Origin of the sequence: Actinomycetospora callitridis, assembly GCF_028737265.1 — a bacterium.
In the GTDB taxonomy this organism is placed as follows: Bacteria; Actinomycetota; Actinomycetes; order Mycobacteriales; family Pseudonocardiaceae; genus Actinomycetospora; species Actinomycetospora callitridis.
Map to the genome: position 1 here is coordinate 75,688 of NZ_JAQZAK010000001.1, position 16,716 is coordinate 92,403.

A 16,716-nucleotide genomic window follows, 5' to 3' on the forward strand; every position below is an offset into this window, starting at 1 on the left:
TCTGACTAATCGGGTCGGCCAATCCTCGGGGGCCCACCCCGACGCCCGCGGGAGCCGGGTCCCGGTCTGCTGGACGGGTCCGCCGGCCCGACCCGCTCCGGAGGCCCCGATGACGGCGCCGCACCGCATCCCCATCACCGACCGTGCCGCCCGCATCCACCGGAGCCGGTGGCCCGCCGTCGAGGTGCCCGACGTCGGCCTGCCCGAGTACCTGCTCGACCACCCGGCGGCCCGCGCCAACGCGCCGGCGGTGGTCGACGGCCCGTCGGGCCGCTCGCTGACCTACGCCGACCTGCGCCGCGACGTGCTCCGGTGCGCGCGAGGGCTGGCCCACCGTGGGTTCGTCCGCGGGGACGTCCTCGCGATCGTCGCGCCGAACGTGCCCGAGTGGCTCGTCGGCGCCTTCGGGGCGATGAGCGCCGGCGGCGTCGTCTCCGGCATCAACCCGCTCTGCACGCCCGAGGAGATCGCCGCCCAGCTCCGCGACGGCGGCGTCCGGTGGGTGCTCACGATCCCGCCGTTCCTGCCGCTGGTCCGCGCGGCGCGGGCGCTGTGGGACCGGCCGATCGAGATCGTCGTGCTCGGCGACGCCGACGGCGAGACGGCGTGGGCCGAGGTCCACGCCGCGGGCGCCGAGGGCCCGGGGATGCCGGTGGCGCTGATCGACCCCGGGCGCGACCTCGCCCTGCTGCCCTACTCCTCGGGCACGACGGGGCTGGCCAAGGGCGTGATGCTCACCCACCGGGCGATCGTCACCAACGTCGCGCAGATGCAGGTCGCGCTCGCGCAGACCGCCGACGACCGGGCGATGGCCGTCGCCCCGTTCTTCCACGCCGTCGGGCTCAACGTCGTCGCGGGCGTGACCCTGCGGACGGGCGGCACGATCGTCACGCTGCCCCGCTTCGACCTCGAGGACTACCTCGGGCTCATCGAGACCCACCGGCTCACGATCTCCGTGGTGGTGCCGCCGATCGTGCTGGCGATGGCGCGCCACCCCGCGGTGGACCGCGTCGACCTGTCGTCCCTGCGCCTCGTCGGCTGCGGCGCCGCGCCGCTCTCGGCCGATCTCCAGCAGGAGTGCGCGGCCCGCGTCGGCGCCCCGGTCGGCCAGGGCTACGGGATGACCGAGGCCGTCGCGGCGATCACGCTGGTCGACACGGCCGCGCCGATCGTGCCGGGCTCGTGCGGGGTCCTGCTGCCGGGCGTCGAGGCCCGGATCGTCGACGTCATGACGGGCGAGGACCTGCCCGCCGACGGGACCGGCGAGCTCTGGGTCCGGGGCCCGCAGCTGATGACCGGCTACCTCGGCAACCCCGCGGCCACCGCCGCGACGGTCGACGCCGACGGCTGGCTGCGCACCGGCGACCTCGCCCGCATCGACGCGGCCGGGAACCTGTTCGTGGAGGACCGGCTCAAGGAGCTCATCAAGGTCAAGGGCCTGCAGGTCGCCCCGGCCGAGGTCGAGGCCGTGCTGCGGACCCACCCCGCGGTGGCGGACGCCGCCGTGATCCCGATCCCCGACGAACGGGCCGGCGAGCGCCCGAAGGCGGTGGTGGTGGCGGCCTGCGGGGCCGGCAGGACCACCACCGCGGAGATCCTCGCCCACGTCGCCGCCCGCGTGGCGGCGTACAAGTGCCCGCGCGAGCTCGCCTTCGTCGACGCGATCCCCACCTCGCCGTCCGGCAAGATCCTGCGACGGCTGCTCGTCGCGCAGGAGCGCGCCGGGGCGCTCACCGCCGCCGCGCCGTCGTCGACGGCCCCGGCGGCCACCCCTCCGGCCCCGACCGCCCCGACCGCCCCGGCCGAACCCGTGGGTGCGCCGTGAGCACCACCGGCTACGCCCTGCGCCTGTCCGACGACGAGCTCGCGCGCTACCGGATGATGGCCGTGCGTGCCCGCGAGCGGGAGGCCGACCTGTGGGACCTCGCGGGCCTGCGCCCCGGCGCCCGCGCCGTGGACGTCGGGTGCGGGCCCGGCGCGGTGCTCACCCTGCTCGCGGAGGCCGTGGCCCCCGCCGGCCGGGTCGTGGGCGTGGACGCCGATCCCGAGGCGGTGGCGACGGCCCGCGCCGGCCTGGACGCGGCGGGCGCCGTCGGCGCCGAGGTGCGGCAGGCGCGCGCCGAGGCGACGGGCCTGCCCGAGGGCACGTTCGACGTCGCGGTCCTGCGCCACGTCCTGGCCCACAACGGCGGCGGCGAGCAGGCGATCGTCGACCACCTCGCCCGGCTCGTGCGCCCCGGCGGGCACGTCTACCTGCTCGACGTCGACGCCCTGAGCGCCAGCGTCGCGCCGGCCCCGCCCGACGCCGACGACCTGGTCGAGCGCTACCGGCGCTGGCACGCCGACCAGGGCAACGACCTGCGGGTGGGTCGGCGGCTGGCGACGCTGGCGCGCGGGGCCGGCCTCGAGGTGCGTGACTTCCGCGGCTGGTTCGAGATCGGGCCGGTCCCGCCCGGTGTGCGCGGCCCGGCGTGGGCGGCGCGGGAGGCCCTCGTCGCCGCCGGGCTCGCGGGCCCCGACGACCTCGCCCGCTGGGAGGCCGCCCACGCGGCGATGGACGGCTGGGAGATGCGGCCGGAGTACATGCTCGCGACGTTCGCCGCGGTGGCCCGTCGGCCGGAGGGCGCCTAGACGTCGGCCCCGTCCCGGGCGGTGCGACGGGCCGCCACCCCGAGTCGCACCGCGTAGATCACCGCGCTGCCCAGGAAGAGGATCGCGGTGATCAGCAGCCAGTGGTCCCAGATGCCGGCCGTGCTCAGGCCGGACGTGAACCGCAGCGCGTCCTCGCCGCGCCCGGTGATCGTCGGCAGGTAGATGAGGAAGAGGACGGCCGAGCCCAGCGCCGGCACGCGGATGTGGTTGATCGCCGGGACGCGCGGGGGGCGCTCGGGGCCGTAGCGGCGCCGCGCCCACCGGCTGATCGTCAGCGGCTGGTCGGCGAGGGCGTAGAGGGGGTAGAGCACGAGGTCGTGGGCGATCACGGCGCCGAGGAACCAGACCGCGAGCCAGATCGCGCTCGGGTCGGTGTACACCAGCGACACCACGTACCCGGAGAGGGCGATGCACCCGAGCACCGAGAGCAGGTGCAGGGGGTTCTCGCCGTAGAAGCGGCGCCAGGACCGCAGGAACGCCGCCATCAGCCCGTCCCCGGACGGAAGTCGATCGACGAGACCCACTTGGTGTTGTGCACCCCGGGGAGCGCCGGGACGATCACCCGGGCCGGGAAGCCGTGGTCGGGCGAGAGGTCGACGGTCTCCTCGCCGGGGTTGCCGACGCGCAGGGCGAGCAGCGAGTCCGGGTTGAGGACCTGGTTGTTCTGCAGCGTGGCGCGGGCGAAGGCGCCGCTGGTCTCGACGGACTGCACGAAGGCGTTGGCGGGGTCGGGGACGCCCGCGAGGGCGGCGAGGTCACGCAGGCGGACGCCCGTCCACGTCCGGTACACCGACCAACCCTCGACGCACGCGATCGGCAGCGTCGCGGTGTGCAGCGGCATGCCGAGCAGCTGGTCGCGGGTCAGCGCCACCTCGGTGGCCCCGCCGCGCAGGGTCAGCCGCCACTCCGCACCGAGCCGCGCCGGGTCGATGCCGGAGCCGGCGAGCGTGCGGTTGATCTGGAAGTCGTTCGGGCCGGTGCCGTAGGACTGCCCGCGCGGGGAGAGCAGCGCGAGCGGACGCAGGGGGTCCCAGGTCTGGCCGACGCTCAGCACCGCGACCATCGCGCTGCCGCCGCCGACCATCGCGAGCAGGCCGCGACGGCTCAGGGTCGGCCGGTTCGGGGCGAGCGGGGCGAGCTCCGCCTCGTCCATCGGCTCGGGCTCGGTCTCGGCGACGCCGTCGTTGAGCCAGCGCCCGAAGGCTCCGCTCCCGTCCGGACCCACGCGCAGGGCCCGGACCATCGTCGGGACCTTCAGCACGACGTGGCTGACGAAGCCGGCGATGAACACCCACGCGCCGTAGTAGTGCGCGAGGTAGAAGCTGAAGCCGAACGAGTAGTCGTACTGGGCGTTCATCAGCCCGGTGACGAACTCGAACAGGATGCCGCCGACCAGGGCCAGCAGCGAGATCCGTTCGAGCAGCCCGCCGAGGCTGCGCACCGGGGGCCAGACGAACAGCTTCGGCACCACCGACCAGAGCTTGGCGAGCACGATCGGCGTCAGGATCATCCCGAGCGTCACGTGCAGGCCCTGGGTGAGCCGGTAGAGCCAGGACGGGTTCGACGGCCAGTCGAAGTACGGCAGGTGCAGGTAGCCGACGTCGGCGGGGATCGCCTGGCCGAACTGCGGTCCGTAGGCGATGTAGGAGAGCAGCCCCGTGATGATCACGATCGGCAGGCCGACGAGGAGGACCGCGCCGAACACGGAGGTCAGCCACGTCCCGCGCAGCGGACTGCGCCACGTCCTCGGGTCGGCCGGCGGGGGCACCGGGATCCGGGCCAGGGTGCGGAAGAGGGACCTCGGGAAGCCGTACTCGGGCTCGACGGCCACGCGCGGCGGCGGACCGGACCCGGTCTCGGGCGGGTCCGTGGGGCGCACGGTCGTCATGACGGGACCCTAGCGCAGACTGTACCTATCGGTACAATCCGGTCCGTGGGGACGAGGACGGGCCGATGAGCCTCGACGCGGCGCACCGTCCCCCGACGGCGCGGGGCCGACGGACGCGGGAGGCGATCGTCGACGCGGCGGCCGACCTCATGCACGAGCGGGGGATCGCCGCCACCGGGATCGGCGACGTCCTGAAGGCCAGCGGCACCGGGAAGTCGCAGCTCTACCACTACTTCGACGGCAAGTCCGACCTCGTGCTGGCCGTGATCGACCGGCAGCTCGAGCGGGTGCTGGCCGCCCAGCCGGCACTGAACAGTGCCGGCCAGGAGGACGTCGACGCGTGGGCGGCGTCCCTCCTCGAGCTGCACCGGGACGGCGGCGGGCCGTTCGCCTGCCCCCTCGGGGTCTTCAGCGGCCAGGTCGACGCGGAGCCCCGGTGGCGTGAGCACCAGGCCGCGGCCTTCCGGCAGTGGCAGGAGCGCATCGCGGCGCTGCTCGCGCGCGGGCAGGCGCAGGGGGTCGTCGACCCCGCCCGTGACGCCGGCGAGATGGCCGTGGCCGTCCTCGCCGCCGTCCAGGGCGGTCTGATGCTCGCCCGGCTCCACCGCGACCTCCAGGTCCTCGCCCTCGCGCTCGGCGCGGCCGTCGACCACGTCCGTCCGCCGCCGACCTGATCCCACCTCGACCGCCGTCACGTGGGTGTCCGCCGGAGAACGGGTATCGGTTCGGAGGACCAGTACATCGTCGGAGACCAGGGAGCCCGCGTGGCGGACAACACGTACAGCAAGACCGAGATCGTCGGCAGCTCGGCGGAGGGCGTCGACGAGGCCATCCGCGGCGCCATCCGTCGTGCCTCCTCGACGCTGCGTCAGGTCGAGTGGTTCGAGGTCGTCGAGATCCGTGGTCACGTGCAGGACGGCGAGGTCGGGCACTTCCAGGTGACGCTGAAGGTCGGGTTCGCCCTCGAGGACACCAAGTCCTGATCGTGCGGCGGGGTGGCGACGCCCGTCGCCGCCATCCCGCCGACCCCCAACTCGTTAGGTAAGCTCAGGACCGTGGTGTGGAACGGCGAGACCTCGTGAGCGAGGTCGACACCACCCACACCGACCGCCGGACCGGCGCCATGTTCGCCGCGCTGCGCGTCCGCAACTACCGGCTCTTCGCCTCGGGCCAGGTCGTGTCGCTCGTCGGCACCTGGATGCAGCGGGTGGCCCAGGATTGGCTCGTCCTCGAGCTCTCCGGCGGCAGCCCCGTCGCCCTCGGCGTCGCCGCGGCCCTGCAGTTCGGGCCGACGCTGCTGCTCTCGCTGTGGGGCGGCGCGATCGCCGACCGCTACGACAAGCGCCGCCTGCTCATGGGCCTGCAGGTCGGCATGGGTGCGTGCGCGCTCGTGCTCGGTGTGCTCGACGTCGGCGGCCTCGTGACGCTGACCCAGGTCTACGTGCTGTGCGTGCTCCTCGGCTGCATCTCCGCGCTCGACGGGCCCGTGCGCCAGTCGTTCGCCGGCGAGATGGTCGGGTCGGGCGCGCTCGCCAACGCCGTCGCCCTGAACTCGATGACGTTCAACACCGCGCGCGTCGTCGGCCCGGCGGTCGCGGGCCTGCTCGTCGCCGCGGTCGGCACCGGATGGGTGTTCCTGCTCAACGCGATCACCTTCGTCGCGGTCCTCACCGGGCTCGCCCTCATGCGCCCCGCCGAGATGTTCGCCTACGCCCGCGCGCCCCGGGAGCGCGGCGCCGTGCTCTCGGGCCTGCGCGAGGTCCGGCGCCACCCCGACGTCGTGCTGCTCCTGGTGATCGTCTTCTTCGTGTCGACGCTCGGCATCAACTTCTTCGTGACGCTCGCGATCGTCGCCCGCAACGTCTTCGGCCGCGGCGCGGAGTCCTACGGCCTGCTGACCTCGGCGCTGGCCGTCGGCTGCCTGCTCGGGGCGTTCCACGCCGCGCGCCGCGTGGGCAGGCCCCGCCTGCGCACCGTCCTGATGGCCGCCGCGGTCTTCGGCGTCTGCGAGGCCGCCGCCGGGCTGATGCCGAGCTACCTGGGCGTGGCGCTGCTGCTGATCCCCACCGGCGCGGCCCAGCTGCTGTTCACCAGCGCCGCCAACGCCGCGATCCAGCTGGGGGTCGACGAGTCCGTGCGCGGGCGGGTCATGGGGCTGTGGATGCTCGTGCTCCTCGGCGGCACCCCGGTGGGCGGGCCCGCGCTGGGCTGGCTCGCCGAGGAGTTCGGCGGCCGCGCCCCGCTGGTGCTCGGCGGGGTGGCGTCGGTGCTGGCCGCGGTGATCGCCGGGCTGTGGGTCGTCTGGCGACGGTCGAGGACGCCGGCGGCCGTGGCGGCCTAGACGGCGGCCTGGGTTCCCGCCCGTCGCCACGCCTGCGGCGGTACGCCGTGCTCGCGGCGGCGCGACGACCGTGCCGGGCGCGATCACCACGACGTCGCCGTCCTCGAGCTCCCACACCCGGTCGTCGACGTGCATCGGCCCCCAAGCGCGCTCGATGTGCAGCAGCACGAGGAAGTCGTGGGCGTGGGTCCCGCCGACGACCGCCGCGTGCCGGGCCGTCGCGTCGGACCAGCGCTCCACCGCCACCGGCGGGGCGCCCGGGACCCGCGGAAGCCCACCAGGGGAACCGAGGATCGTCCCGTCCCGCCCATGCTGCGTCCCTTGTCCGCAGGTGGGTGCGCCCGCAGGGTGGGGAGGTCCCCGAAGACCGTCCCCTGCCCTGACGGAGGCCATCGTGTCCCGGTCCGCGCCCGCCGGCGAGCGCCCGTTCCTGCCGGAGATGGGCTTCGGCGCCCCCGCCGCCACCTACGACGTGTTCACCCGCGTCCTGGGGGCGCGCGCCATCCACTGGCAGCTCGTCGCGCAGGCCGGGGTCGCGCCCGGGCAGACGGTGCTGGAGCTCGGCACGGGCACCGGCGAGGTGCTGCTGCTGGCCGCCCGCGTCGCGCCCGGGGCGACGTTCGTCGGCCTCGACCCCGACCCGGCGGTGCTCGACCTGGCCCGCCGCAAGGCCGCGCGCCACGGCGTCGCCCTGCGCCTGGAGCGCGGCTACGCCGACCAGCTCCCGTACGCCGACGGCACCGTCGACCGGGTGCTCTCCTCGTTCATGTTCCACCACCTGCCGCCCGAGGAGCAGCGGGCGATGCTCGCGGAGGCCCGGCGCGTCCTGGCGGCCGGCGGGAGCCTGCACCTCGTCGACCCCGACGGCACCGACCCCGGGATCCTGGGCTGGTTCGCGCACCACGGCGAGGGCCACGGGCACGGTCACGGGCACGGTCACGGGCACGGCTCGCCGCACCTCGCCGGCGCCGACGACGTCGCGACGATGCTGCGCGACGCCGGCTTCACCGACGTGGACGCCGTCGCCCGCCGGACCCGCACCTTCGGCCGGGTGGTGTTCCACCGGGCCGTGTGCCCTTCGGGCTCGTGAGCACTATGAGGTGCTCGAGCACCTCGAAGTGCTCACGAGCCCGAAGGGCACCTCAGATCCCCGGCCAGGTGTGCACGGGCTCGTTGGCCTCCATGCCCTCGAGGTAGGCGCGCATCATGTGCCGGATCGCGGTCGGGCGGTCGGCGCCGCGGCGCTCGGCCTCGCTCACGGCCCGGATCTGCCACGCGGCGCCCGTGCACCGGCGCACGCAGCGCTCCTCGATCACCGACAGGTAGCGGTCGGCCTCCGACCCGTCGACACCCCAGGCCGCGAGGCCCTCCTGCGCCAGCGGCAGCATGCGGCGCAGCGCGAGCTCGTCGGCCCGGACGGTGCCGATCCCGGGCCAGTACAGGGCGGCGTCGATCCCGTGCCGCGCGCCGGCGGTGAAGTTCGCCTCGGCGGCGTCGAAGGACATCTGCTGCCACGGCGGGCGCTCGGACTCCGCGAGCGCGCGGATGAGCCCGTAGAAGAACATCGCGTTGGCGACGGCGTCGACCGCCGTGGGGCCGGCGGGCAGCACGCGGTTCTCCAGCCGCAGGTGCGCGACGCCGTCGGCGACGTCGTACACCGGACGGTTCCAGCGCCACACCGTGCCGTTGTGCAGCCGCAGCTCGTGCAGGCTCGGCGCGCGCCCGGCGTCGAGCTCGGAGAACGGGTCCTCGTCCTCGGCGAGCGGGAGCAGTGCGCCGAAGTAGCGGACGTTCTCCTCGAAGAGGTCGTAGGCCGAGTGGGCCCAGCGGTCGCCGAACCACACGCGGGGCCGCACGCCCTGGTTGCGCAGCTCCACGGGCCGGGTGTCGACGGCCTGGGTGAACAGCGGCACCCGCGTCTCGGCCCAGAGCCGGCGTCCGAGCAGGAAGGGGGAGTTCGCCGCGAGCGCCACCTGCAGGCCGGCGACGGCCTGCGCGGCGTTCCAGTACGCGGGGAAGGTCTCGGGGGTCAGCTGGAGGTGCAGCTGCAGCGAGGTGCAGGCCGCCTCGGGCGCGATCGAGTCGACGTCGAGCACGAGGTGCTCGGCGGGCGACCCGTCCGACGGCCCGCCGCGGGCCGCGGGGGGCTCGGTGATGTCGAGGCGGAACGGCTCGCCGCGCGCGGTGAGCATCTGGCGGTTGAGCAGCGCGTAGCGCGGGTCCTCGGTGAGCTGGTCGGACGCGAGGTGCTCGGCACCGAGCGTGGGCAGGATGCCGATCGTCACGGCGCTCGCGCCGACCCCGCGGGCGCACTCCCCGGCGCTCGACACCGCGTCGAGCATGTCCTTCTCGAGGTCACGGGCGGTGGTGCCGGGCAGCATCCGCGGCGGAAGGTTGATCTCGAGGTTCCAGCGGCCGAGCTCTGAGGTGAGCACGTCGGACGCGGAGCGGTCGAGCACGGCGTGGTTGAGCATCGCCGGGCGCATGTCCTCGTCGACCAGGGCGAGCTCGATCTCCACCCCGGTGCTGGGCTCGTCCGCGGCGAACCGGCCCTCGGTGACCATCCGCCCGAACGCCTCGAGACAGCGGTGGATGCGGTGCCGGTACCGAGCCTGGTCCGAGGCGGTGAAGAGGGTGGCGGCGAGGTGCTGGCCCATGACCCGCCCGGCTCCCGTCCACGATCCGACTCGACCACCGGGTGCCGGCCACGACCGGCGCGACACCCCCGACTCACGCGAACCCCGACGACCGGACACGCTGACACAGCCCGGAGATCGACGCCACCCGCCGAGGCCGTCCGCCCGCGGAAAGAGTCCGTTCAGCGTAGGGCACGTCCGGGGCCGACCGTTCGTCGACACAGGGTGACCTCTGGGCCGCCAGGGGGACGATCGTCACGTGCGCCCTTCGGCCTCGCGTCAGCCGCTGCGCCCGAAGTCCTCCGGCGAGATGTTGTCGAGGAACGCCCGGAAGCGGTCGACCTCGTCCTCGTCGGCGCCGCCGGCGCTGCTGGCCGTGGTCGCGGCCTCCTCGGCCTCGTCGTCCTCGACCACCACGCCTGCGTCGGTGAGGACGCCCTCGGTGGCGTGGATCGGCACGTCGGCGTGCAGCGCGATCGCGATCGAGTCGCTGGGCCGCGCCGAGACCCGCAGCCCGCGGTCGAACACGAGGTCGGCGTAGAACGTGCCGCCCCGGACCTCGGTGATCTCGATGCGCTCGAGACGCCGCCCGAGCGCGGAGACCACGTCCGAGATCAGGACGTGGGTCAGGGGGCGCTCGGGGAGCCGTCCCTGCTGCTCGAGGGCGATGGCCTCGGCCTCGGCCAGCCCGATCCAGATCTGGAGGCAGCGCTTGCCCTCGGTCTCCTGCAGCAGCACGACGGGGTGCCGGCTCTCGCCCGACCCGGCACCCGAGCCGCCGCCCTGCTGGGTCGCGTCGTCCACGGCCAGCACGCCGACCACCCGCATCTCGCTCACGGTCCCAGCCTCCCACGTCTCCGGGCGCTCCCGGAGAGCTTCCGTCCCGCCGAATCCCGCGGCGGCGCTTGCCGGACCCGGATGCCCCGCCCGGTCCGGACGACACACCGAGCCGCTCGCGCGCGCCGCGTGTTCTCCCGTCGCTCCGCTCGCCCAGGACGGTGCCTCGCCGCCTCGGATCCCGCCAGTCGGGTCTGGGACGATACGCACGTGGCGCGTGTGGTGGCGGTCGACGACGCGGCGGACCCGCGCCTCGCCGACTTCCGCGATCTCGCCCGCGCCGACCGACGTCCCGACCGCCCCGGCGGGCGCGGACTCGTGCTCGCCGAGGGCACCGTGGTCGTCCGCCGGCTGCTGGCCTCGCCCTACCCGCCGCGGGCCCTGCTCGGCGTGGCCCGCCGCGTCGAGGACCTCGCCCCCGACCTGGCCGGGGCCGACGTACCCGCCTACGTCACCGACGCCGCGACGATGGCCGAGGTCGTCGGCTTCCACCTCAACCGGGGCGTGCTCGCCAGCGCCGACCGGGCGCCCGCGCCCGACCTCGCCGCGCTGCTGGCCGGCGCCCGCCGGGTGGCGCTGCTCGAGGGCGTCAACGACCACGAGAACCTCGGTGCGCTCTTCCGCAACGCCGCCGCCCTCGGGGTCGACGCCGTGCTCGTGGGGCCCGAGTGCGCCGACCCGCTCTACCGCCGCAGTGTCCGCGTCTCGATGGGCCACGTCCTGCGGGTGCCGTTCGCGACGTGCGGGCTCGCGGCGGCCGTGACGGCCCTGCGGGGCGCGGGGTTCACGCTCGCGTCCCTGACGCCCGGCGGGGACCCCGGGGCGCTGGCGGGGCTCGCCGGGCACGAGCGCGTCGCCCTGATGCTCGGCGCCGAGGGCCCGGGGCTGTCCGACGAGGCGCTCGCCGCCGCCGACGTCCGGGTCCGCATCCCGATGGCCGGCGACGTCGACTCGCTCAACGTCGCCACGGCCGCGGCGGTCGCGTTCCACGCCACGGCGGGCCCGGTGGGGTCGGCGTCGTGAAGGTCGTCGAGGTCCGCGCCGAGAGGGGGCGGGCGATGGTGGCCGGTGTGCCGCTGGGCGAGTCCGGGGACACGGGCGCCGGCGGCCGGACGTGGGGCCTGCCGCCCGACCTCGTCGACGCGCTGCGGGAGTGGGCGCGCGTGGCCGCGTCGGTCCCCGCCCTGCCGGCTGCCGCGCCGCCCGCAGCCGTCCTGCCCGCTGCCGCACCGCCCGACCCGGCCACGGAGACGATCAGCCGCCGTGGCCGCCGCCTCGCCGCCCGCCTGTCCGTGGAGCTGGACGCGCCCGTCGACTACTGCGACCCCGTCACGGGGCACCGCGTGGCGCTCCGGGCCGTCACGCGGACCCCGCACCCGCCGCCGGTGCCGCCGCTGCCGGTGCGGGCGAACGAGAACGGCAACGGCGCGACACCCCACCTGCCCCCCGAGGCCCAGGAGCTCGACGCGGCCACCGCGGCCGCCGAACCGACCCCCTGGGGCGTCGGGCTGCTCCTCGTCGCCCTCGTGGCCGGGGTCGTGCTGCTGGCGAACCTGGCCCTCGCCGCGCCGCTGGTCACCGGCCTCGGCGTGATCGGGCTGGCCGTCGACGCCGCGGTCGTCGCCGGGCTCGTGCCGGCCCTGTGGCTCAACCGGCACGTGCCCACCTGGCGCTGGGCGGTGTACGGGACGCTCGTCGGCACCGGGCTCGCGCTGGTGTTCCTCGCGGTGGCGGCGTTCTAGCCCCCGTCAGGTGCGGGGCGAGCGCGTCCCCAGCAGGACGTCCTCCCACGACGGGACGATCGGGTGGGCGCGCCGGCCCCGGCGGCTGCCCTCGCCGGGGTCGGTGGTCGGGGTGGCGACCTCGGCCGCGGCCGGCCCGGCGTCGACCGCGGGCGCGTCGGTCTCGTCGCGCCGGCCCGCGCGGGGGACCGGCACCTGGTCGCCGCCCGAGGAGGCGGCGCGGGGGGACGCGGAGGCCGGCGGCATCGCCGGGCGTGCCGGGCGGCCCCCGCGGCGGGCGGCGCCGCGTTCGGTCCGACGGGAGCCCTGTCCGGTGCCCTGCCCCGACGAGGTATGCCCCGGCGAGGCGTGCCCCGACGAGGTATGCGCCGCCGAGCCGTGCCCCGACCCCGCGGGCCGGCGCGGGGCGATGTCGCCGGAGGCGGCCATCGCGGGGGTCTGTTCGAGGGCCTCGTCGAGGGCGTCGTGGACGTCGTGGACGCCGTCCGGGCCGTCGCCCGCCTCGGGGTCCTCCGGCTTCTCGACGCGGCGCGGGCCCGCGGTCGGCTCCTGGCCGAGCAGCTCGCGGGCGGGGTCGTCGCGCGGGTCGACGGTGCCGCCGGCGGCACCGGGCTTGAATGCCCAGCGGGCGACGTTGTCCGAGCGTCCCGCCTGCCAGGACAGCGTCACGATCCACGACGCGCCCTCGGCCTTGCTGGCGTCCCACCGGCCGTCGTCGAGGTCCTGGCCGCGGGCGGCGAACGTCGCGGCGACGATCTCCCCGAGCGTGCGCTCGTCGGTGCGGGCGGCGTCGCCGGGGAGCAGCGGGTGGGCGCGACGGGCGATCTCCGCGACCCGGGCGCGCTCGAGCAGCACCGGGTAGGCGAAGCGCTCGACGTGCGCGGCGCTGACCCCGCCGGCCGCCGCGACGTCGTCGACCGACTCGCCGGCCCGCACCCGGGCCTGGATGTCGCGCGGCCTCAGCGGACTGGTGATCTCGATCTCCATCTGCCCCAGCCTCCGGACGTCGCCGCGCGCGGCGGCCCGCAGTCGCTCGTCCCCCGACACCGCGAAGCGCTCGTGGCGGATCGGGTCCTCGAGGATCACGGTCTCGTGGTCGTCTCCCAGGCCGACGACGCGCAGCTGACGCATCAGGCCTCCCCGTCGGCTCGCGGGCCCGGACCCCGGACGTCGGTGCCACCCTGCGGCGGCGGTGGGGCGCGGTGCTCGCCCACCGACGCTAGGCGAGCGGTCTCCTCGGACGAGGGAGGCGCGCCGCCCGTGTCTCCCGTCTGCGTGGGACGGGAGACACGGGCGGGGCGGGCGTGGCGACTGAGCTAGCCCGTTCGGCCCAGTCGACTGCTCACGACTGGCGCTCGATCACCCAGTCGATGCACCGGGTCAGCTTCGTGACGTCGTCCGGCTCGACGGCGGGGAACATCCCGATGCGCAGCTGGTTGCGCCCGAGCTTGCGGTACGGCTCGGTGTCGACGACGCCGTTGGCGCGCAGGGTGGCCGCGACGGCGGCGGCGTCCACGTCGTCGGTGAAGTCGACCGTGCCGACGACCTGCGAGCGGTGCTGCGGGTCCGCGACGAACGGCGTCGCGACCGACGACTCCTCGGCCCACCGGTACAGCCGGTCCGAGGAGTCCTTGGTGCGCCCGGTGGCCCAGTCGAGCCCGCCGCCGGCGTTCATCCACTCGATCTGGTCGGCGAGCAGCAGCAGCGTCGCCACCGCCGGGGTGTTGTAGGTCTGGTCCTTGCGGGAGTTGTCCAGCGCGGTGGGCAGCGAGAGGAACTCCGGGATCCAGCGCCCGCCCGGACGGTCCTTGTCGATCTGCTCGACGCGCTCGAGCGCGGCCGGCGACATGATCGCGATCCAGAGCCCGCCGTCGGCGGCGAACGACTTCTGGGGCGCGAAGTAGTAGACGTCGGACTCGCTGATCTGCACGGGCAGCCCACCCGCGCCGGAGGTGGCGTCGACCGCGACGAGCGCGTCGCCCGACCCGCTCGGGCGGGTGACGGGCACGGCCACACCGGTCGAGGTCTCGTTGTGGGCCCAGCCGATGAGGTCGGCGCTCGGGTCGGAGGTCGGCTCCGGGGCGCTGCCCGGGTCGGCGGAGACGACGATCGGGTCGGCGAGGAACGGGGCGCCCTTGGTCACCGAGGCGAACTTCGAGGAGAACTCGCCGTAGGTCAGGTGCAGGCTGCGCTCGCGCACCAGGCCGGCGGCCGCGGCGTCCCAGAAGGCGGTGGTCCCGCCGACGCCCAGGACGACCTCGTAGCCCTCGGGGATCGAGAACAGGTCGCGCAGGCCGGACCGCACGCGCCCGACGATCGACTTGACCGGCTTCTGGCGGTGCGACGTGCCCATCACGTCGCCGGCCTGGGCCAGGTGGGCGAGCTGCTCGGGGCGCACCTTCGAGGGACCGCACCCGAACCGCCCGTCACTGGGCAGGAGCTCGGCGGGAATCTGCAGCGTGTCGGTCGACGTGGTCACGCCGGACATCCTCCCAGCGTCCCGCGACGACCGCTGTCGTGTGGGCCACGTCCGGGGTGGCTCAGGCGCTCCGCGCCACCTCCGCCACGCCCCGCGGGCCAGGCCCGATGTACTGCGCGGACGGGCGCACGAGGCGCCCGGTGCGGCGCTGCTCGAGGACGTGGGCGGCCCAGCCGGCCGTGCGGGCGCACGTGAACATCGCCGGCATCACCGCGGCCGGGACACCCGCGAGGTCGAGCATCACGGCGGCCCAGAACTCGACGTTGGTCTCGATCGCGCGGTCCGGTCGGCGCTCGCGCAGGGCGCTCAGCGCGGCCGTCTCGAGCGCGGCGGCCGCCTCGAAGCGCGGCGCGGCGAGCTCCCGGGCGGTGCGGCGCAGGACGCGGGCGCGCGGGTCCTCCGCGCGGTAGACGCGGTGGCCGAAGCCCATGAGGCGCTCGGAGCGGTCGAGGATGCCCGCCACCACGGCGTCGGCGTCGCCCGTGCGCTCGACCTCGGCGATCATCGGCAGCACCCGGGCGGGCGCGCCGCCGTGCAGCGGGCCCGACATCGCGCCGACCGCCGCGGAGAGCGAGGCGGCGGCGTCGGCGCCGGTCGAGGCCACGACACGGGCGGTGAAGGTCGAGGCGTTGAGCCCGTGCTCGGCGGCCGAGACCCAGTAGGCGTCCAGGGCCCGGACGTGCGTCGGGTCGGCCTCGCCCCGCCAGCGCGTCAGGAAGCGTGCCACCGGGTCGTCGATCGCGGACAGCTCGTCCTCGGGCACGGGCGGCAGGCCGTCGCCGCGGGCCGAGCGGGCGACGAGGGCGAGTGCCGCCGTCGCGCTCCGGGCGAGGTCGTCGCGGGCGCGCTCCGGGGTGGCGTCGAGCAGGGGCGGCAGCGACCAGCGTGCACCGAGCAGCGCGAGCCCGGCCTGCACGTCGACCCGGACGTCGCCCGAGAACGGCGGCTCGAGCCCCGGCTCCTCGCGGGGCAGCGGGCGCCCGAGGTCGCCGTCGACGAGCAGCCCGAACACGTCGCCGAACCCCACGTGACCGACGAGGTCGGTGATGTCGACCCCGCGGTAGCGCAGGGCCCCGCCGTCACGGTCCGGCTCGGCGATCTCGGTGCGGAACGCGACGACGCCCTCGAGGCCCGGGGAGAAGCCCGGCGGCGGGGGAGGGACGGCCGGCCCCGGGGCGGTGACCGGGGCGGTGACGGGGGCGGTGCTCAACGGGATCCTCCTCGCGTCGCGGCACGGGATCCCGGTCGGGGCCCCGCTGCCCGGACGGGCCCGCCGATCCACCGGGGGTGGGTGGTCGTGGGCCCAGCAGCACCGTGCTCCGCGATCCGCCGCGCGGGCAACTCCAGGTGTCGCCGGACGGCTTGTGTTGCTGCTCACGTGGTGTGCACGGCCCCGTCGCCTACGGTGCGGCGGGGATTCCGGACAGCACGGACAGCACTGGATTCCGGACGGCACGGGCGAGGGAGACGGATGGCGGGGGAGACCACAGCGCTGTCGGGCATGCGCGAGGACTACCGGGCGGCGACGCTCGACGCCGCGGACCTCGCCGCCACCTGGCACGAGCAGCTGATCGCCTGGATCGGCGCCGCCCGGGAGGCCGGCCTGCCCGACGCCAATGCGATGGTCCTGGCCACCGGCGACGACGAGGGCCGCCTCACCACGCGCACGGTGCTGGCCAAGGACGTCGACGGCGCCGGCGTCACGTTCTTCACCAACTACACCTCGGAGAAGAGCCACCAGCTGCGCCAGACCCGCCAGGCGTCGGCGACGTTCCCGTGGATCGCGCTCCAGCGGCAGGCGACGGTGATCGGCACCGTCGAGCTGCTGTCCCGCGAGGAGACCCTCACCTACTGGCGCACCCGCCCGCGCGGCTCGCAGCTCGGGGCGTGGGCGTCGCCGCAGTCGGCGGTCGTGCGCGACCGCGCCGCCCTCGAGGACCTGCTCGCCGGGGTCGCCGACCGCTTCGCCGACGACGAGGAGATCCCGCCGCCGCCGCACTGGGGCGGCTGGCGGATCGTGCCCACGCACGTCGAGTTCTGGCAGGGCCGCACGGACCGCCTGCACGACCGGCTGCGATTCCGGCGGACCGATCCGGGGTGGGTCGTGGAGCGCCTCGCGCCGTAGGGGCGCAGGATCGCCG

The 16,716-nt window shown here is 75.7% G+C and carries 16 protein-coding genes; 9 read left to right on the forward strand and 7 right to left on the reverse strand.

What is annotated here, in order from left to right; translation table 11 throughout:
- The first annotated feature begins 109 nt into the window (after positions 1 to 109).
- Together PH191_RS00350 and PH191_RS00355 are read left to right on the forward strand one after the other, a co-directional pair.
- Positions 110 to 1,825, forward strand: coding sequence for an AMP-binding protein (locus PH191_RS00350; RefSeq protein WP_274192641.1), 1,716 nt, complete (start codon positions 110 to 112; stop codon positions 1,823 to 1,825).
- Positions 1,822 to 2,631: a methyltransferase domain-containing protein gene (locus tag PH191_RS00355; RefSeq protein ID WP_274192642.1), complete on the forward strand. Its 810-nt coding sequence runs from the start codon at positions 1,822 to 1,824 to the stop codon at positions 2,629 to 2,631. The genes PH191_RS00350 and PH191_RS00355 overlap by 4 nt, the downstream gene beginning before the upstream one ends.
- On the opposite strand, the gene PH191_RS00360 is transcribed toward PH191_RS00355, so the two are convergent.
- Positions 2,628 to 3,137, reverse strand: coding sequence for a hypothetical protein (locus PH191_RS00360; RefSeq protein ID WP_274192643.1), 510 nt, complete (start codon positions 3,135 to 3,137; stop codon positions 2,628 to 2,630). The genes PH191_RS00355 and PH191_RS00360 overlap by 4 nt on opposite strands.
- Positions 3,137 to 4,540 (reverse strand): molybdopterin-dependent oxidoreductase, encoded by a 1,404-nt coding sequence (locus PH191_RS00365; protein WP_274192644.1) that lies wholly within the window; start codon positions 4,538 to 4,540, stop codon positions 3,137 to 3,139. Before PH191_RS00365 ends, PH191_RS00360 begins: the two co-directional genes overlap by 1 nt.
- A gap of 65 nt (positions 4,541 to 4,605) precedes the next feature.
- Here PH191_RS00365 and PH191_RS00370 point away from each other — a divergent pair, with 65 nt between their 5' ends.
- The 4 genes from PH191_RS00370 (at position 4,606) to PH191_RS00385 (ending at position 7,971) form a co-directional block, all read left to right on the forward strand.
- Positions 4,606 to 5,214 (forward strand): TetR/AcrR family transcriptional regulator, encoded by a 609-nt coding sequence (locus tag PH191_RS00370; RefSeq protein WP_274192645.1) that lies wholly within the window; start codon positions 4,606 to 4,608, stop codon positions 5,212 to 5,214.
- A gap of 90 nt (positions 5,215 to 5,304) precedes the next feature.
- Entirely contained in the window at positions 5,305 to 5,523 is a 219-nt protein-coding gene (locus tag PH191_RS00375; RefSeq protein WP_274192646.1) for a dodecin, read from the forward strand.
- A 95-nt stretch (positions 5,524 to 5,618) separates the two neighbouring features.
- The gene (locus PH191_RS00380; protein WP_337994032.1) at positions 5,619 to 6,881 is read left to right on the forward strand and encodes an MFS transporter; all 1,263 of its coding nucleotides are present in this window, start codon (positions 5,619 to 5,621) and stop codon (positions 6,879 to 6,881) included.
- Positions 6,882 to 7,275: 394 nt separating this feature from the next.
- A complete protein-coding gene (locus PH191_RS00385; RefSeq protein WP_274192647.1) occupies positions 7,276 to 7,971 on the forward strand; it encodes a class I SAM-dependent methyltransferase in 696 nt (231 codons plus the stop codon).
- A 52-nt stretch (positions 7,972 to 8,023) separates the two neighbouring features.
- Here the strand turns inward: PH191_RS00385 and PH191_RS00390 are convergent, their stop codons facing one another.
- Positions 8,024 to 9,538 (reverse strand): glutamate-cysteine ligase family protein, encoded by a 1,515-nt coding sequence (locus PH191_RS00390; RefSeq protein WP_274192648.1) that lies wholly within the window; start codon positions 9,536 to 9,538, stop codon positions 8,024 to 8,026.
- 258 nt (positions 9,539 to 9,796) lie between these two features.
- The gene (locus PH191_RS00395) at positions 9,797 to 10,354 is read right to left on the reverse strand and encodes a bifunctional nuclease family protein (protein WP_274192649.1); all 558 of its coding nucleotides are present in this window, start codon (positions 10,352 to 10,354) and stop codon (positions 9,797 to 9,799) included.
- 210 nt (positions 10,355 to 10,564) lie between these two features.
- Here PH191_RS00395 and PH191_RS00400 point away from each other — a divergent pair, with 210 nt between their 5' ends.
- Both PH191_RS00400 and PH191_RS00405 read left to right on the forward strand, forming a co-directional pair.
- Positions 10,565 to 11,377 (forward strand): TrmH family RNA methyltransferase, encoded by an 813-nt coding sequence (locus PH191_RS00400; protein ID WP_274192650.1) that lies wholly within the window; start codon positions 10,565 to 10,567, stop codon positions 11,375 to 11,377.
- Positions 11,374 to 12,096, forward strand: a complete 723-nt coding sequence (locus PH191_RS00405; protein ID WP_274192651.1) for a DUF2537 domain-containing protein — start codon at positions 11,374 to 11,376, stop codon at positions 12,094 to 12,096. The genes PH191_RS00400 and PH191_RS00405 overlap by 4 nt, the downstream gene beginning before the upstream one ends.
- Before the next feature lie 6 nt (positions 12,097 to 12,102).
- Here PH191_RS00405 and sepH read toward each other — a convergent pair whose 3' ends face one another.
- The 3 genes from sepH to PH191_RS00420 form a co-directional block, all read right to left on the reverse strand.
- Entirely contained in the window at positions 12,103 to 13,227 is a 1,125-nt protein-coding gene (gene sepH, locus PH191_RS00410; protein ID WP_274192652.1) for a septation protein SepH, read from the reverse strand.
- Positions 13,228 to 13,438: 211 nt separating this feature from the next.
- Positions 13,439 to 14,575, reverse strand: coding sequence for a phosphoserine transaminase (gene serC, locus PH191_RS00415; protein ID WP_274192653.1), 1,137 nt, complete (start codon positions 14,573 to 14,575; stop codon positions 13,439 to 13,441).
- A 61-nt stretch (positions 14,576 to 14,636) separates the two neighbouring features.
- Positions 14,637 to 15,785 (reverse strand): citrate synthase 2, encoded by a 1,149-nt coding sequence (locus PH191_RS00420; protein ID WP_274192654.1) that lies wholly within the window; start codon positions 15,783 to 15,785, stop codon positions 14,637 to 14,639.
- A gap of 261 nt (positions 15,786 to 16,046) precedes the next feature.
- Here PH191_RS00420 and pdxH point away from each other — a divergent pair, with 261 nt between their 5' ends.
- A complete protein-coding gene (gene pdxH / locus PH191_RS00425) occupies positions 16,047 to 16,700 on the forward strand; it encodes a pyridoxamine 5'-phosphate oxidase (protein ID WP_274192655.1) in 654 nt (217 codons plus the stop codon).
- The last annotated feature ends 16 nt before the right edge of the window (positions 16,701 to 16,716 follow it).

Coding starts and splice junctions, on each gene's coding strand:
- PH191_RS00350 (WP_274192641.1), top strand. CDS start 110: ATGACGGCGCCGCACCGCATCCCCATCACCGACCGTGCCGCCCGCATC.
- PH191_RS00360 (WP_274192643.1), bottom strand. CDS start 3,137: ATGGCGGCGTTCCTGCGGTCCTGGCGCCGCTTCTACGGCGAGAACCCC.
- PH191_RS00365 (WP_274192644.1), bottom strand. CDS start 4,540: ATGACGACCGTGCGCCCCACGGACCCGCCCGAGACCGGGTCCGGTCCG.
- PH191_RS00370 (WP_274192645.1), top strand. CDS start 4,606: ATGAGCCTCGACGCGGCGCACCGTCCCCCGACGGCGCGGGGCCGACGG.
- PH191_RS00390 (WP_274192648.1), bottom strand. CDS start 9,538: ATGGGCCAGCACCTCGCCGCCACCCTCTTCACCGCCTCGGACCAGGCT.
- sepH (WP_274192652.1), bottom strand. CDS start 13,227: ATGCGTCAGCTGCGCGTCGTCGGCCTGGGAGACGACCACGAGACCGTG.
- pdxH (WP_274192655.1), top strand. CDS start 16,047: ATGGCGGGGGAGACCACAGCGCTGTCGGGCATGCGCGAGGACTACCGG.